Genomic DNA, 14591 nt, shown 5'->3' with positions numbered 1-14591 from the left:
AGATGTGTATAAGAGACAGCGCATGATCCGCATGAGGTTGCCCGGCTGGGTCATGTCGTAGATGCGCAGCGGCAGCTTGTTCTCGCGGCACAGGGCGATGGCCGCGGTATCCATGACCTCCAGGCGGCGCTCGATCACCTGGTTGTAGGTGAGATGTTCGTAACGCTCCGCGTTCGGCACCCGCTTCGGGTCTGCCGAATACACGCCGTCGACCTTGGTGGCCTTCAGGAGCAGGTCGGCGCCCACCTCCACCGCGCGCAGGGCGGCGGCGGAATCGGTGGTGAAGAACGGGTTGCCGATGCCGGCGGCAAACAGGGCCACGCGGCCTTTCTCGAGGTGGCGGATGGCCCGGCGGCGGATGAAGTCCTCGCACACCTCGTTGATCTTGATGGCGCTCATGGTGCGTGCTTCGCCGCCGAGCTTTTCGATGGCGTCCTGCATGGCCAGCGCGTTCATCACGGTGGCCAGCATGCCCATGTGGTCGCCGGTGACGCGGTCCATGCCCGCGGCCGCGAGGCCTGCGCCGCGGAAGATGTTGCCGCCGCCGATCACGACGCCGACCTGTACACCGGCTTCGCGGACTTCGAGGATTTCCTTCGCGAGACGTCCGATCACCTTCGGATCGATACCGTAGTCCTCGCTGCCCATGAGGGCTTCACCGGAGAGCTTGAGCAGGATGCGGCGGTGGTTCAGCGGGGTGCTCATAGGGGTTCTCCAGATTGTGTGAGGCAAAACGGGCGTAGTCTAACCTGCGGCGCTTGTTGCAGGAATGTGAAATCGCGCCGCATCTTCGACATTCCTCGTGCGAAAAAAAAAGGCCGCGATCGCTCGCGGCCTTTCTTCGAAGCGGGAGGGCCGGCTTACGCCAGGCCTGCCTGCTTCATCACTTCTTCGGCGAAGTTGTCCTGCACCTTCTCGATGCCTTCGCCCACGGCGAGGCGCTTGACTTCGAGGATCTCGGCACCGGCCTTCTTCAGCGCCTCGCCCACCGTGATATCGGTGTCGATGACGTAGGACTGGCCCACCAGCGTGACGTCGGCGAGGATCTTGTTGACCTTGCCCGAGACGATCTTCTCGAGGATCTCGGCCGGCTTGGCCTTTTCCTTGTCGGTCATCTTCGAAAGCTCGATTTCCTTTTCCTTTTCCAGGAAATCGGCCGGGACGTCCTTCTCGCTGACGAACTTGGGGTTCATCGCGGCGACGTGCATGGCGATGCCCTTGGCCAGCTCTTCCGAGCCGCCCTTGAGCGCCACGAGCACGCCGATGCGGCCGCCGTGCGAGTACGCGCCCAGCACGCCGTCGGTCTGGACGGTGGCGATGCGACGCACGTCGAACTTCTCGCCGATGGTCAGCGTGAGTTCCTTCGCGCCTTCCTCGACCGTGGCGTTGCCGAGCTTCGCACCCTTCAGCGCGTCGATGTCGCTGGCGCCGGCCGAGAGGGCGACGTCGGCGACGTCCTTGGTGAACTTGATGAACTGCTCGTTCTTGGCGGCGAAGTCGGTTTCGCTGTTGACTTCGACCATGACGCCCTTGCCACCGTGGGTGGCGACGGCGACGAGACCTTCGGCGGCGACGCGGTCGGCCTTCTTGTCGGCCTTGGCCATGCCGTTCTTGCGCAGCCATTCCATCGCCGCTTCGATGTCGCCGTTGTTCTCGACGAGTGCCTTCTTGCACTCCATCATGCCGACGCCGGAACGCTCACGCAGGTCCTTGACGAGGCTTGCGGTGATCTCAGCCATGGTAATTCCTCAATGTTTGATGGGCGCCGCGGCAAGGGTGCCGCGGCGCCGGTGAAACGGAAGAGCGGTTACGGGGTGGGGCGCTTACGCGCGGCCACGACCACCGTCACGGCCGCCTTCGCGACGCGGAGCACCCTTCTTGGCCGGGGCGCCACGACGCTCGCCGCGCGGGGCTTCGTCCTTGGCGACCGGGTTGCCTTCCTCGTCCAGCTCCACGAACTCGTTGGCGTCGCCACGGGCGGCGTTCGGAGCGGCGGACTTGCCTTCCAGGATGGAATCGGCGGCGGCGCGGGCGTACAGCTGGATGGCGCGGATGGCGTCGTCGTTACCCGGGATGGCGTAGTCGACGAGGGCCGGGTCGTAGTTGGTGTCGACGACGGCGACGACCGGGATGCCGAGCTTGCGGGCTTCCTGCACGGCGATGTCTTCGTGACCGATGTCCACGATGAAGAGGGCGTCCGGCAGACGGTTCATGTCCTTGATGCCGCCCAGCGAGTTCTGCAGCTTGTCGCGCTCGCGGCGACGGGCCAGCACTTCGTGCTTCACCAGGCGGTCGAACGAACCGTCGGTTTCGGCGGCTTCGAGTTCCTTCAGGCGGGCGACCGACTGCTTCACCGTGCGGAAGTTGGTGAGCATGCCGCCGAGCCAGCGGGCGGTGACGAACGGCTGACCGGCGCGTGCGGCTTCCTCGGCGAGGGCCTCGCGGGCCGAACGCTTGGTGCCGACGAACAGGATGGTGCCGCCCTTCTGGGCCAGGCCCGAGAGGAAGTTCATCGCGTCGGTGAAGAGCGGGAGCGTCTTCTCGAGGTTGATGATGTGGATCTTGCCGCGGGCGCCGAAGATGTACGGAGCCATCTTGGGGTTCCAGTAACGGGTCTGGTGGCCGAAATGGACGCCGGCTTCCAGCATCTCGCGCATGGTGACTTGTGCCATGGAATTACTCCTGGGCGAACCGCCTTGGCGGTTCTATGGGGGTTGGGACCTCCACGCATCCCCGGCTTCGACCCGACCTGTGGACGGGCACCCCGAAGGCGGTGCCGATGCGTGTGTGGCGTTGGAGCGATTGCGCCACGCCGGGGCCAAGGGTGGCGCCGTGCGGTTACAATCGCGCTTCGAATCGCCGCCGTGGCCACCGCTCTGGTGGCTTCGCCGGACAGCAAAACTCGCTAATTGTAGCCTTCAGGCCCGCCCGGCCGCAAGCCGAGGCTGGAATTCCGGACGAGGCGCCGCCACCTTCCGCGGCAGGCCCAATCCCCTGAAGGGCAAAGGAAAAGAGAGAGACCATGGCAGTCGTACCGAAGACCCCCGAAGAAATCCAGGCCATGCGCGAGGCCGGCCGGCTGGCCGCCGAAGTGCTGGCCATGCTGGTGCCGCACGTGAAGCCGGGCGTCACCACCGAGGAACTGGACCAGCTTGCCCACGACCACATCGTGAACGTGCAGAAGGCCATTCCCGCCAACGTGGGGTACCGCGGCTACCCGAAAACCACCTGCACGTCGGTCAACCACGTGATCTGCCACGGTATTCCCAGTCCGAGCAAGGTTCTCAAGGACGGCGACATCGTGAACATCGACGTCACCGTCATCAAGGACGGCTGGCACGGCGACACCAGCCGCATGTACTTCGTGGGTACGCCCAGCGTGCTGGCGAAGCGCCTGGTGGACACCACGTACGAGGCCATGATGAAGGGCATCCAGGCGGTGAAGCCGGGCGCTACGCTGGGCGACGTCGGCGCGGCCATCCAGAAACACGCTGAAGCCGCGGGGTTCTCCGTGGTGCGCGAGTACTGCGGCCACGGCATCGGCAAGGTCTACCACGACGAGCCCCAGGTGCTGCACTACGGCCGTCCGGGCACCGGCCTGGAACTGAAGCCGGGCATGACGTTCACGGTCGAGCCGATGATCAACGCCGGCAAGCCGCAGACGAAGTCCCTGCCGGACGGATGGACCGTGGTCACCAAGGATCACTCGCTATCGGCCCAGTGGGAGCACACCATTGCCGTCACCGAAGACGGCTTCGAGATCCTTACGCCCTGGCCGGACGCCGCCTGAGGGCCTTGTGTGGGAGCCGCTTCAGCGGCGATGGGTGCTCGCGGCGAGCTTGCCTGCTGCCGTGGGATCGCCGGCAAAGCCGGCTCCCACAAAAGCCGGCTCTCACAGAGTTAGGAGGGTTTTGGCTTTGACGCTGCCATCGCTACCGCGCCTTCCCAAGGTAGTGCCCCGCTCGGGCGTGTCGACCGAGGCGCGGCGTTCGCTGCGCCAGCTGTTGGGCGACGTGGATCGTGCGCTGGCGGTCGCGTTCCGGGAAGGCGAGGACGCATCCGCCCTCGCGCGACGCCGCGGCGACATCGTGGAGCGCGTCGTCGTCCACGTATGGCATGCCAGCCTTGGCGATTCGGCCGAAGCGGCCCTGTTCGCGGTGGGTGGTTTCGGCAGGGGACTCCTGTTTCCCCGGTCCGACGTCGACCTGCTGGCGCTGGTCGACGACAACTCGCCGGCCCTCGCACGCGCCCTGGAACACTTCTTCGCCTGCCTGTGGGACATCGGGCTGAAACCCGGGCATGCCGTGCGCACGGTGGAGCAATGCCGCGACCTCGCCATGCGGGATGCCAGCGTCTTCACCAGCCTGCTCGATGCGCGCCGCCTGGTCGGCCAGCCCGCCTTCGGCGAACGCCTGCGCGGCATCCTCGACGATCCCGCCATATGGCCACCGCGCGAGTACCTTGCGGCGCGCCTCGCGGAACGTGACGCCCGCCACGCCCGCTATGACGACACGGCGCAGAACCTCGAACCGAACCTCAAGGATGGCCCAGGCGGCCTGCGCACGCTCGACGCCATTCGCTGGCTCGGCCGCCGCCTGGCGAACGCGCCCGATTTCGACGCGATGGTGGCCGAAGGCCTGCTAGAGCCGGTGGAGGCGGCGCGGCTCACCCGCGCCGAGGAAACGCTGCGGCGCTACCGCTACGCGTTGCACCTGGAGGCCGGACGCGCCGAAGAGCGACTGCTTTTCGATTACCAGCGCGCGCTGGCCGAGCGGCTCGGGTTCGAAGACGAGCACGCGAAGAACCTCGGCGTCGAGCAGTTCATGCAGGGCTATTACCGCGCCGCTACGCAGATCGAACGATCGGGCACGCAGCTGGTGGAACGTTTCGAGGAAATGCTCGACCCGGCGACGGAACCGGTGCCGGTCGGCACCGACTACGTGCGCTACGGTTCGCGTATCGCGCCACGCAATCCTCACCTGTTCGTCAGGCGGCCGTCGTCGTTGGTGGAGATCTTCATCGCTCGCCTGGACGAGCCCGGCATCACCGGTTTCACCGCGGAAACGATGCGGCGCATCCAGCATGCGGTGTCCCAGCACGGCGAATCGCTGGCAGACGATCCGCAGGTGCTGGGCAGCTTCCTCGCCCTGCTTCGTCGCGGTGCGCCGGCCGTGGATGCGTTGTGGCGGATGAACCGGCACGGCCTGCTCGCCGCGATCCTGCCCGCGTTCGGCAAGGTCGTGGGGCGCATGCAATACGACCTGTTCCACGTGTACACGGTGGACGAGCACACCACGCGCGTGTTGCGCACCGTGGCGCGCTTCGCCGATCCAGCCGCGCGGCGCGAATTCCCTATCGCCTGCGAGGTGTGGCCGCACCTGGAGAAACCCGAGCTCCTGCTGCTCGCCGCGCTCTTCCATGACATCGCGAAGGGCCGCGGCGGCGACCACTCCGTGCTCGGCGAAGAAGAAGCGCGCGCATTCTGCACGCGTCTCGGCCTGCCGCCGGAGCAGGTGGAACTGGTGGCCTGGCTGGTGCGCCATCATCTCCTCATGAGCACCACCGCGCAGCGCCAGGACATCACCGATCCGGAAGTGGTGCACCGCTTCGCCGCGGTAGTAGGCGATTGGGAACACCTCGACCATCTCTACCTGCTGACCATCGCGGACATCATCGGCACCAGTCCGAAGTTGTGGAACGCCTGGAAGGACCGTCTTCTCGCCGACCTGTACACGGCCACCCGTTTCGCGTTGCGCAGCGATCTGACGCCACCCGCTCATTCGGCCGTGCGCGTGCGCGAATGCCGCGAGAAGGCCATGGCGGTGCTCGCCGCGGAGCACATGAACGCCGACGACATCGCCAAGGTATGGGCCGAATTTCCCGACACGAGTTTCCTGCGCCACCGGCCCGAGCAGATCGCCTGGCAGACCGCGGCCATCCTTCGCGCCCATGGCGCGACGCCGCTGGTGGAAGTCCATCCGTTCTCGGTGCGCGGCAGCACCGAACTCTTCATCTACACGCCCGACCGCGACGGCCTCTTCGCCACCGTGACGGCAGTGCTCGACCGCCTGCGTTTCTCCGTGATGGAGGCGCGTGTGCTGGTGTCGAACACGGGGAAGGCGCTCGATACCTTCCTCTTGCTGGAATCCGACTCGCAGGCACCGGCCTCGTTGCAGCGTGCCGAGGAACTGCGCGCCCGCATGCGGCACGCGCTGTCCCAATCGGCGGGGCACGGCCCGGCCAAGCGCTCCCTGTCGCGGCACCTTCGCCATTTCCAGATGGCCCCGCGCGTGGAATTCGTGGACGCGGGCGAACGCACACAGCTCGCACTGGTCTGCACCGATCGGCCGGGTCTGCTGGCGGCCGTGGCGCAGGCGCTGGCCGAAGCGGAGGTGCGCGTGCATGATGCGCGCATCGCCACGTTCGGCGAACGTGTCGAGGATTTCTTCCAACTCACCGATCGCAGCAACGCGCCGCTCTCGCCCGAACGCCGGGAGATCCTGCGGGCCTGCCTGCTGCGCCACATCGGTTCCGAAAGCCCCAGGACTTCCGTAAATGCAGATGCAAACGCTTGAATCCATCATCGAAGACGCCTTCGAGCGCCGCGCGGCGCTCACCCAGAACGAGATGGAGGGCGACCTCCGCGAAGCCGTCGAGCAGGTACTGAACCTCCTCGAGTCCGGCGAGCGTCGTGTGGCCGAACCGGACGGAAAGGGCGGCTGGACGGTGAACGCGTGGCTGAAGAAAGCGGTGTTGCTCTATTTCCGCATGAACGGCAATCGCGTGATGGATGGTGGCCCGTCGAGCGCCTTCGACAAGGTGCCCCTGCGCTTCACCCAGGCCGACGCCATCGAATACGCGAACCTCGGTGCGCGTGTGGTGCCGGGCGCCCTCGTGCGCCGGGGCGCGCACATCGCGAAGGACGCCGTGTTGATGCCGAGCTACACCAACATCGGCGCCTACGTGGGCGCTGGCACCATGGTGGACACCTGGGCGACCGTGGGCTCCTGCGCGCAGATCGGTGCCAATGTGCACCTGTCCGGCGGCGTCGGCATCGGCGGTGTGCTCGAGCCGCTCCAGGCGAATCCCACCATCATCGAGGACGGCTGCTTCATCGGCGCACGTTCCGAGGTGGTGGAAGGCGTGGTCGTCGAGAAGGGTTCGGTGATCGGCATGGGCGTTTTCCTCGGCCAGTCCACGCGCATCTACAACCGCGCCACTGGCGAGATCAGCTACGGCCGCGTGCCGGCCGGCAGCGTGGTCGTCTCCGGCAGCCTTCCGGCGAAGGACGGCAGCCATAGCTTGTATGCGGCGGTGATCGTGAAGCAGGTGGACGAGAAGACCCGCTCCAAGACGGGCATCAACGAACTCCTGCGCAGCGGCGACTGAACCATGACGATCACGGTTTACGGGTTGCCTACGTGCGACACCTGCAAGAAGGCGCGTAACTGGCTCACGCGTTTCGACGTGGCCCATGAGTTCGTGGACTACCGCGCGAACCCGGTACCGGCGGCGACGCTGAAGCAATGGGCGGAGAAAGTCGGCGGATGGGAGAAGCTGGTGAACAAGGCTTCCACCACGTGGCGTACCTTGCTGCCGCAACGCAAGGACCCACGCACCGATCCCGAGTGGACCTTGCTGCTCAAGGAATATCCGGCGCTCATCAAGCGGCCGGTAGTGGTGGAAGGCGACGAGGTGTCCGTCGGCTTTACCGACAACGCCTTCAAGAAGCGGTTCGGGAAATGACCGGGCCTGCCGTGTCCGCCGTGCTGGCGCTGACGCGCGATCTCATCAGCCGCCGTTCGGTCACGCCGGACGATGCCGGTTGCCTGCCCATGATCGCGTCGCGACTCGAACACCTCGGCTTCCGTATCGAGCACCTCCGCTTCGGCGACGTCGACAATCTCTGGGCGACCCATGGCACGGAAGGCCCCGTGTTGGCTTTCCTCGGGCATACCGACGTGGTGCCGAGCGGACCGGAAGCTCGCTGGTCGACGCCGCCTTTCGAGCCGACGGAGCGCGACGGACTGCTTTACGGTCGCGGCGCCGCGGACATGAAGGGCTCCGTGGCCGCGATGGTGGTGGCGCTGGAGCGTTTCGTCACGGCGCATCCCGGTCACGCCGGTACCGTCGGCTTGCTGCTGACCAGCGACGAAGAAGGCGTGGCGTTGCACGGCGTACGCGAAGTGGTGGAACACTTCGCTCGGACCGGGCAGCGTATCGACGCCTGCGTGGTGGGCGAGCCTTCTGCCAAGGCCACGCTGGGGGACCTCATCCGCGTGGGCCGTCGGGGTTCGTTGTCCGGCACGCTGACGGTTCGCGGTGTCCAGGGCCACGTGGCCTATCCGGAAAAGGCGACGAATCCGATCCACACCTTCGCCCCGGCACTCGCCGCGCTGGCTGCGGAGCGTTGGGACGAGGGCAACCCGGACTTCCCGCCCACGTCCTTCCAGGTGTCCAACATCAACGCGGGCACCGGCGCGAACAACGTCATTCCCGGCGAGCTCGTCGCGCTGATCAATTTCCGCTTTTCCACGGCGAGCACCGCCGACGGGTTGCGCGAACGCACCGAGACCATCCTCCGTGCGCACGGCGTGGACTTCGGGATCGACTGGCACCTGTCAGGGCACCCGTTCCTCGCCACGCCGGGAGGACGGCTTCGCAAGGTCGTCGTGGACGTCTGCCGCGATCTATGCGGCATCGACCCCGAGCAGAGCACCGGCGGCGGCACGTCGGATGGCCGCTTCATTGCCCCGATGGGTGCCGAGGTGATCGAACTGGGCCCGGTCAATGCCACGATCCACCAGCTAGACGAGCACGTGTCCATCGCGGACCTCGAACGGCTGCCGGATCTCTACGAGGCGATCTGCTTGCGCATGCTTCCCTGAGGGACTACGCGTTCCGAGGCGCAAGCCGATGTCCCATGCCGGGCGCAGCCGCCAAACTCCCTTGCTCGGTATGAGCAATGCAAGGGATTATGTATGGAGAGAGTCAGGCGCAACGCCCTGGCCACGCTGATGGCAGCCGGCTTCTGCCCGCTGGCGTTTGCAACGCAGCACGCAGGAGAGGTGCCGAGGGCCGGCGGGACGCCGGCGCAGGAAAGCGCCGGGTCACTGCTGGCACGGCTCAGGTTGCCCGACCAGGATGCCCTGGTCCGCGCCCTGGCCTCGCCGCAGGCAGATGATTTCAACCGACTGCTGGACGAACTCCGTCAGGTCGCACTGGACGGGCAGCCGAACTTCAGTTCGATTTCGAAGCAGTTGCTGGAGGAGGCGCTACGGCGACATTTTCCAACCTTGCCAACGGACACCGACGTCGAGAAGGTATATGTCACCGCCTTCCGCGAGGCTGCCGACGGTCGCCAGAGCATCGTTGCCTCGCGATCCCTGATCGACGTGTATCGGGAAATCATCCTCCACCCAGCCACGTTCCCTGCGTTCAACCAGACCGAGACGGGCTTCTTCAACGCCGCCGGAACGCTTGCGCCGTCTGCGCGCATTCCCGCAATGGCTGGTGGGGCGGCCCTGGTGAAGATCGAGGCCGTGTTGCAAACCGCACGTGATTTTCGGACGCACTTCCGGCGACGGGTCGACCGGTATTGGAACGAGACATTGCCGGAACGGAAAGCTGCCGGGGATGCCGAGGCGCCCTCGCGGAAAGCATGGCTGGCGCAAACCTTGCGCGATCTGCGCCAGGCCGAAATCGGGTCGATGGTTGGTGACGGCTGGCTGGCGCCCACGGCCGCCACCCTGATGAGCACCCGCACTTCGGTCACCGGTATCGAGGTCCTCAACGAAAATTTCCACAACAAGTTGAGCCTTCCGCCGTCCGTGGCCGTCTCGGAACGATCCTGCGCAAATTTTCCGGAAGGTGACTGCGGCAAGATCCTCCTGCTTTCGGCAGGCCTGCCCACCCGGTTATTCGAAAGCGCCGATGCGCTGCGGTCCTGGCTTGTGGAGGCCGGAGGCAATGGCTCGACGCTTCAGCAGCAGGCAGTTTCAGGCGACCCATGGCGATGGTTGCTCGATCGAGCCGTTGCCCGGGGTGTGACCGACGCGCTTGCTGCGATGACGATGCTCGAAACCTCCACGCTGGCTGTTGCCGATGCCAGTGCGGTTGTCGACCGCCATGGCGATCTGACCGGCGAACTCGACCAGCGGCAAGTGATGGACACCTACAACGCCCGCCTGCGACTCGACCTGCTGATGCCGGACGCAGTGGCAGACGGTTCGCGGGATGGGAAGGCAGCTTGGCGAGCGCAAGCGCGAACCTACCTCCAGAATCTCCGCGCGGCCGGCACCCTGCTGGCCGGACAACCGGACATATTGCGAGATATCACATTACTGGCGCGGAATGCCATGGCCGAAGCCCTGCGAGCACGTGGCGTGAGCGTGACCGATCCCGACGCCATTTCCATCTTCCATTGGAACTTCCACCAGCATCACATGGGTGGCAAGCCACGGCAGTGGCGCGATGAGGACGGCCTGTGGAACAAGGTGGACGAGCAGCTCACCTGGTACACCGGCAGGGAGCTCACCTTGACCGAAGCAGCCCTGGAAAACCTCCCGGCGTCGCCCGGACCCTTGACCCGATACGACGTGGTCGATGGCGACAGGCAACCGATAAGCGATCTGTCGTATGTCGCGGTGGCCGCCATGGTTCGTGAAGCGAATGTCGCCCAACAGTACCTGGATGCGATCGGACGCTTCGAAAACAGCGTGAACCTCGATGCGTTTGCGCTGGGGCTCGGTCATGGAATGATGCTGAACCTCCTGCGTGACGCCGCGCTGCCTGGTTCGGACCTGACGGCCGGCGCGCAGACCTCGATCCTGCATGCCCTGGCCAACCCGGGAGCCGAGACACGGATCGGTGTCCGTCGATTCCAGCTGGCCGGAGCCGGCGTCGGCGGCGGTATCTTGCTTTTCCACACGGGCGGCAACGGCGACGGCGCCCACGTGCTCTATACCCCCGGCGCTCCGGACAATAAGGCCTTCCGTGGTTTTCGAGGGCTCAACGATATTGCCCGGAAGCTCAAGGACGACGAGGCGCTGCGGAACTATGTCGTCGGGGCGATCGTGGCGGGCGAGCGCGCCGAGGCCCGCCGCATCCTGGCCCGGGGTGGTCGAGGTGGCGACGTCGTCACGGTGCCGATTCCGGGAAACTTCCTGGTCGCCACCGCCCGTGCCTTCTTCGAGCAACTGCGCAATGAATCCCGGCACCTGTCTGCCACGACATCGTTCCGGGACCAGCTTACCGTTGCCGATAACGTCAGGGGCGTCATGGACACCGTGAGCATGGTGCTGCCGCTCTCGGGTCTGGTGCAGGGCGGCATGGACATGAACGACGCGATCGAGTGCTTCCTGGCCGGGGAGAAGGGATGCTACGGAAAGCTGGCGACAGCTGGCCTTGCCATCGCCATGGATGCGCTACCGTTGGCCGCCGGCCCTCTCTCGCCGGTTAAGTCGATCGGTAGAGCGACCCGACGCTTCGCCAGCGTCATACAGGGTCCCAAGGGCAGTCGTGCTATTCGGTTTGCCTTGCCTGCCGAAACCTCGTCGCGCCTTGCTTCGTTCGACACGGCTGCTCTACGGCGGTTCGAGGTAAACGGAGTTGACGTCACGACCATGGACTCGCCGTCACGCCATCTCTTCCGCGATGGTACGGGTCAGGAGTATGTCAGGATCGACGACAAGCTCTACAGGAGCCGTGTCAATAGCAAGCCCAATGGGACGAGCGAGCGCGTCATCGTCGGTTCTGCCAATGCAGGCAATACGCGCTCGATCAAACGCTACGGCGACGGGTGGAGCATATTGCCCGAGCCCCGGCTGCTTGGCGGCGCCCCGAGGCAACCTCCGATAACGTGGGGCGAACCACGTTGGGGCGAAGGCCATTTGAAAGGTATCAATCCCGCACCTGCGGGTCGTCGAATCCACGTCCCAATCGACGGCTACGAGACCGATATCCTTTTCGATCTGGACGTCTGCAGATGGCGGATCACCTACGGGACGACGCCAGGTGCGTACGTGGAATACAACGAAGCCGCGAGGCACTGGCAAGTGGCCGTACTTGAGCCCGGCGCGCACGGCGCGCCCGCTCTTCCCCCGCGGCAGGTGAGCAATGAAGAGCGGCTGACCGCGCTTCGGCAGTTAGGAATCAGCAGGGATCCCCTTAGCTGGCCGCGTCCCGTCGAAGGTGTTCGCACCCCGATTCCAAAAGATGTAAACCAGGTATGGTTGGGAAATGCCCACGAGCTGACGACCCGGCGAACCGGTGGCGATTCCGGAGACTTGCTGGTCGAAGCGATCGAAGCGAACGGACGCCTCGCGAAGCAGCGGGGATATCGATCCAGGCTGTACGTGCTCTTGGATGACGAAAGCGCGGCAGCGCTCTGGGACCTTCGTAAAGCCATGCCGGATGTGGAGGTTGTCAACCTGCGATCGGAACCGCTGTTCACCGAGTTCAGGGAGACGAGGTACGCGAAGGCCTTCGAATTCTTCCAGTCGAGCAACCCCTCCCAACGGAACCTGTCAGCTGCCAGCGATATCCTCAGGAATTACATCCTGTACAAGAAAGGGGGACTGTATCTGGATACCGACGACTTGCTTCGTCAGGACTTCGGCCAGATCGCGCTGGCGGCGAGAACGGACGAAGTCCTTACAGGAGTAGTCACCTCCAATCAAACGCTTGGGATGACCGCCGAGTACAACACCAATGCCTTTGCATCCCATCAAGGAAACCAGTTCTTCATCGATCTGCTCGATCAGCAGGCGGACCGTTTCGAACTGCATCGCCATCAACTGAGCGGCCGGCCTCACGAAAACCTCGATAACCTCGATGAGTCCCTGGCATTGGTGCCTTACATGCGGACGGTTTCGAAAACCACCGGGCCAGGCGTCTTCAACGATACTCTACGCCACCATTCCGAAGGACACGCCGCCTTCGCGGACGCCGTGCGGGACTCGGTCGATATCGGCGACCATCCGTGGCTGAGCAGTGTGTGGTCGCTGGGCGGATACTCGCAGAGGACTGTTGCCGAGGACGCCTTCGCGCCACTTAGGAATATCGTCACCATGGGAAACAGCCATTCCTGGCGACAGACGAGGTAATCACTCGCGCCGCAGACGGTATCACTGGCGCTTCGGAAACACCGCTACCATGCCTGCGTAGGGCTTGGTCATGAATGCCGGCGCGCCGACATATCCAGCGCGCGGAGTGAAGGCCTGCGAGATCGTGCCGTCGAGGAACAGCGCGTCCCGGCAGCCGATCTCGTCTCGGAACAGCCGGGCGAAGCTGTGGAAATTGACGGGCGCCCGGCTCACCACGAAAACCACCTCGTGCGGTGTGCGGGCGCAGACGCCGCTGCGCCACTTCATGCTGTCCGAGCCATGTTCGAACTGCGCATTGATCTCCCCGTCGACGACCAGCATGGGACCCGATTGCGTAGCCCAGCGCGGTTTGCGGCCGGCGGCGCGGAAAGCGTCGCTCGTGCGTACTTCCGCGCTGCCGTCGTCGTATATGGCGAAGACGCCATTGGGCAGGAGGGAGAAGTTGCCCGAGCGCGGGTTGCCGTGGGCCAGGTTCAGCGGAACGATGGCCTTGCCGTTCTCGACGTAGAGCCCGAGCGGACGGAAATCGCGGTCGTAGATGCCGGCATTCGTGGCGAAGGCCAGCGGGCGCCCTCTTGCGGCCGTCCATGTCTTCAATGCCTCGATGCCGCCGAACGGCTGCCCGTTGTCGGGATTGCGCCAGTAGAGCTCGATGTCCTGCTCGCGCGTGTCGATGGTGACGGTGAAGTAGGACTGGCTGTCGAAGACGATGTCGTGGCCGTCCACGGCATCGGCACGGCCGGCGCAGCCCGCAAGGAAGGCGATGCTGGTGGCGGCGAGGATGCGGAGCGGAGCTTGTCTGAACGAGCGGGGGAGAATGGGATGGAGCATCCCCCGATGGTGGAGGTGCATGGCCGGCGGCGCAAGCTGCGCTGCGGCGGTTTTCGCCCTCAGGGCGTAAACTCCACGGTTTTTCCTCCCCACCTCCGCCGCCATGCCCTATACGCCCATCGTCGCCACGCTCGGCTACGTCCTGTCGCCGGACGGCAGGCACGTCCTCATGATCCATCGCAATGCCCGCCAGGACGACATGCACCTGGGGAAGTACAACGGACTCGGCGGCAAGATGGAGCCGGGCGAGGACATCGCCGCGTGCATGCGCCGGGAGATCCGGGAGGAAGCAGGCATCGAATGCACCGAGATGAGCCTGCGCGGCACGCTCAACTGGCCCGGCTTCGGCAAGCACGGTGAAGACTGGCTCGGTTTCATCTTCGTCGTGACGAGGTTCGAAGGCACGCCGCTCACGTCGAACCACGAGGGCGCGCTGGAATGGGTGCCGGTGGACAAGCTGGGAACCTTGCCGATGTGGGAAGGCGACCGCCACTTCCTGCCCCTGGTGTTCGACGCCGACCCGCGGCCGTTCCACGGGGTGATGCCGTACAAGGACGGGCGCATGGTGTCCTGGAATGTGACCCGTCTCTAACCCCGCCACCGGTTGGACCACTCTGCTCGGTGGGAGCCGACCCCTGTCTCTTATACACATCT

At 65.2% G+C, this 14591-nt stretch carries 11 protein-coding genes; 7 read left to right on the top strand and 4 right to left on the bottom strand.

All coding sequences use genetic code 11. The annotated features are described in order from the left end of the window. The 3 genes from pyrH to rpsB form a co-directional block, all read right to left on the bottom strand. On the bottom strand, positions 1 to 705 hold a 705-nt coding region (pyrH, locus tag ACPYOD_RS17950), incomplete at its 3' end, for a UMP kinase (protein WP_481303072.1). 155 nt (positions 706 to 860) lie between these two features. Further along, positions 861 to 1739: a translation elongation factor Ts gene (tsf, locus tag ACPYOD_RS17945; RefSeq protein WP_481303071.1), complete on the bottom strand. Its 879-nt coding sequence runs from the start codon at positions 1737 to 1739 to the stop codon at positions 861 to 863. Positions 1740 to 1823: 84 nt separating this feature from the next. After that, positions 1824 to 2672, bottom strand: coding sequence for a 30S ribosomal protein S2 (gene rpsB / locus ACPYOD_RS17940; RefSeq protein ID WP_167025116.1), 849 nt, complete (start codon positions 2670 to 2672; stop codon positions 1824 to 1826). A gap of 350 nt (positions 2673 to 3022) precedes the next feature. On the opposite strand from rpsB, the gene map reads away from it, so the two are divergent. The 6 genes from map (at position 3023) to ACPYOD_RS17910 (ending at position 13106) form a co-directional block, all read left to right on the top strand. Beyond that, positions 3023 to 3790 (top strand): type I methionyl aminopeptidase, encoded by a 768-nt coding sequence (gene map, locus ACPYOD_RS17935; RefSeq protein ID WP_481303070.1) that lies wholly within the window; start codon positions 3023 to 3025, stop codon positions 3788 to 3790. A 121-nt stretch (positions 3791 to 3911) separates the two neighbouring features. Further along, positions 3912 to 6575: a [protein-PII] uridylyltransferase gene (glnD, locus tag ACPYOD_RS17930; RefSeq protein ID WP_481303069.1), complete on the top strand. Its 2664-nt coding sequence runs from the start codon at positions 3912 to 3914 to the stop codon at positions 6573 to 6575. Next, positions 6562 to 7389, top strand: coding sequence for a 2,3,4,5-tetrahydropyridine-2,6-dicarboxylate N-succinyltransferase (gene dapD / locus ACPYOD_RS17925; protein WP_167027765.1), 828 nt, complete (start codon positions 6562 to 6564; stop codon positions 7387 to 7389). Before glnD ends, dapD begins: the two co-directional genes overlap by 14 nt. Positions 7390 to 7392: 3 nt before the next feature. Continuing rightward, complete coding sequence (locus ACPYOD_RS17920; RefSeq protein ID WP_481303068.1) at positions 7393 to 7746, top strand: Spx/MgsR family RNA polymerase-binding regulatory protein; 354 nt, start codon at positions 7393 to 7395, stop codon at positions 7744 to 7746. 11 nt (positions 7747 to 7757) lie between these two features. Next, entirely contained in the window at positions 7758 to 8888 is a 1131-nt protein-coding gene (gene dapE / locus ACPYOD_RS17915; RefSeq protein WP_481303073.1) for a succinyl-diaminopimelate desuccinylase, read from the top strand. A 93-nt stretch (positions 8889 to 8981) separates the two neighbouring features. Then, complete coding sequence (locus ACPYOD_RS17910) at positions 8982 to 13106, top strand: glycosyltransferase (protein ID WP_481303067.1); 4125 nt, start codon at positions 8982 to 8984, stop codon at positions 13104 to 13106. 21 nt (positions 13107 to 13127) lie between these two features. Here the strand turns inward: ACPYOD_RS17910 and ACPYOD_RS17905 are convergent, their stop codons facing one another. Next, a complete protein-coding gene (locus ACPYOD_RS17905; RefSeq protein WP_481303066.1) occupies positions 13128 to 13937 on the bottom strand; it encodes a phosphodiester glycosidase family protein in 810 nt (269 codons plus the stop codon). Between the two features lie 103 nt (positions 13938 to 14040). On the opposite strand from ACPYOD_RS17905, the gene ACPYOD_RS17900 reads away from it, so the two are divergent. Next, positions 14041 to 14529, top strand: a complete 489-nt coding sequence (locus ACPYOD_RS17900) for an NUDIX hydrolase (protein WP_481303065.1) — start codon at positions 14041 to 14043, stop codon at positions 14527 to 14529. Positions 14530 to 14591 lie beyond the last annotated feature (62 nt).

The sequence above is a fragment of the Luteibacter sp. HAY1-4A genome (genome assembly GCF_056755355.1).
The sequence above is the reverse complement of the archived record's forward strand: the minus strand, read 5'-3'. Positions and strand labels throughout refer to the sequence as shown.

Coding starts and splice junctions, on each gene's coding strand:
- ACPYOD_RS17900 (WP_481303065.1), top strand. CDS start 14,041: ATGCCCTATACGCCCATCGTCGCCACGCTCGGCTACGTCCTGTCGCCG.
- dapD (WP_167027765.1), top strand. CDS start 6,562: ATGCAAACGCTTGAATCCATCATCGAAGACGCCTTCGAGCGCCGCGCG.
- ACPYOD_RS17905 (WP_481303066.1), bottom strand. CDS start 13,937: ATGCTCCATCCCATTCTCCCCCGCTCGTTCAGACAAGCTCCGCTCCGC.
- tsf (WP_481303071.1), bottom strand. CDS start 1,739: ATGGCTGAGATCACCGCAAGCCTCGTCAAGGACCTGCGTGAGCGTTCC.
- rpsB (WP_167025116.1), bottom strand. CDS start 2,672: ATGGCACAAGTCACCATGCGCGAGATGCTGGAAGCCGGCGTCCATTTC.
- ACPYOD_RS17920 (WP_481303068.1), top strand. CDS start 7,393: ATGACGATCACGGTTTACGGGTTGCCTACGTGCGACACCTGCAAGAAG.
- map (WP_481303070.1), top strand. CDS start 3,023: ATGGCAGTCGTACCGAAGACCCCCGAAGAAATCCAGGCCATGCGCGAG.
- ACPYOD_RS17910 (WP_481303067.1), top strand. CDS start 8,982: ATGGAGAGAGTCAGGCGCAACGCCCTGGCCACGCTGATGGCAGCCGGC.